We start from the raw sequence: 1587 nt of genomic DNA, 5'->3' as shown, positions 1-1587 counted from the left end.
TGGTGTTCTTTTACATCAATTATGGCTACGTCTGATGCCAGCATACTTTTTAGAACACCACCAAAATTTGATGAGTGAAACACTACATCAATTGATGCACACCTATATCAATTTATTGCATCAAGGCATCAAACGACAAGAGCTTGAATTGACAGTAACGCAAATCAGAACCTTAAAAGTCGTATGTTATAACCCTCACAGCACTGCAAAATCAATTGCAGATTACATCGAGCGTGATAAAGCACAAATTACTCGGGCACTAAATGACCTTTTAGCGGCTGATTTAATTATTAAGACAGATAATCCGCAAGATGGTCGCAGTCAACTGCTCGAGCTAACGGCTAAAGGCAAGGAAGTTATGATAAAGCTCGACGCTGCAGAGGTGTGGACTAAAAACCAACTCACGCAGGATTTAACCACCGTTGAGCTTGCGCTATTCTTCCGAGTCAGTCGCGCCATGATAGATAATGTGAAGGATAGCCGTATCCTTGATAAGTAAAAGATACTGCTGATTTGCCGGACAGATTGCTTTACAGAATTAGAGCAATCGGCAGTAAATTCATAAAACCATAATAGTAAAAATCTTGTGACAACCTATAAAACATAAAAAATGGCAGAATTCTATGAATAATATAACCCGTCAAAAACCGGTGAAAGAAGTCATGACCGTCACCGCTAAACAACGATTGACCCCACACTATATTCGTATTCACCTTACAGGGCATCCTGACACCATTGCTAATATTGCGGCCATGACTATCGGGGTAAACAATAAAGTCGCCATACCAGTTGATAAAACCAAACCGCTCAATCTAGAAGATAAGTCTAGTTTTGTGATTCGCACCTACACCCACCGCGGCGTAGACGTTGAAAAACAACAAATCTGGATTGATTTTGTCGCTCATGGTGATGAAGCGCCCGCTTCGGGGTGGGCAACTCATGCCAAAGTTGGAGACGAGCTTGGGGTAATGATGAAGCCTAAGAACAAAGCGTTATTTCCAGTAGCAGATCACTTTTTATTGGTTGGTGATGCCACGGCTATCCCTGTGCTTGGGGCGATACTTGAAAGTCTGCCGAGTAGTGCGACTGGGCAATGTGTCATCGAAGTTCATGGTGAAGAGGACGAGCAAGACCTACCAACGTCAGCTAATATTGCAATGACGTGGTTACATAACCCGCATCCTATGCAAGGCAGTCAACTGGCCGCTGTGGTTAAGACGCTTACGCTACCAACTTCAGAAAACAGCCGTTTTGCTTACATTGCTAGTGAGTTTTCATCAGTTAAAGCCATTCGGCAATATTTAAAAGGTGAACTGGGATGGCGAAAAGACGAGCTATATGCCTTTTCATATTGGAAGTCGGGCGTTGCTGAAGACCAATCTGCGAGTGATCGACGGGCAGAAAAAGAGGCAGACTAAAAAATCATGACTAGAATAGAAGAAAGATAGTCAATAGACGATAAATATAGCCAGTTGCATTAGTGAGTAACATAGATATAGGGGCTGTATAGAATTCAAATCAGCGGCAGCCAGATAAAGACACAAGCGAGAATTACGGCAGCCTCATAGCTGGCTTTAAGCTTATCAT

General features: G+C 42.7%; 2 protein-coding genes. Both read left to right on the top strand.

What is annotated here, in order from left to right; translation table 11 throughout:
- Positions 1-499 (top strand): MarR family winged helix-turn-helix transcriptional regulator (locus EI161_RS14305; RefSeq protein ID WP_225735417.1); only part of this gene is annotated, 499 nt, incomplete at its 5' end.
- A gap of 124 nt (positions 500-623) precedes the next feature.
- A complete protein-coding gene (locus tag EI161_RS14300; protein ID WP_192529926.1) occupies positions 624-1418 on the top strand; it encodes a siderophore-interacting protein in 795 nt (264 codons plus the stop codon).
- The last annotated feature ends 169 nt before the right edge of the window (positions 1419-1587 follow it).

The sequence above is a fragment of the Psychrobacter sp. FME5 genome (genome assembly GCF_014861375.1).
Taxonomy (GTDB): domain Bacteria; phylum Pseudomonadota; class Gammaproteobacteria; order Pseudomonadales; family Moraxellaceae; genus Psychrobacter.
The sequence above is the reverse complement of the archived record's forward strand: the minus strand, read 5'-3'. Positions and strand labels throughout refer to the sequence as shown.

What these genes read in the sequence shown, in the direction of transcription:
- EI161_RS14300 (WP_192529926.1), top strand. Translation starts at nt 624, where the DNA reads ATGAATAATATAACCCGTCAAAAACCGGTGAAAGAAGTCATGACCGTC.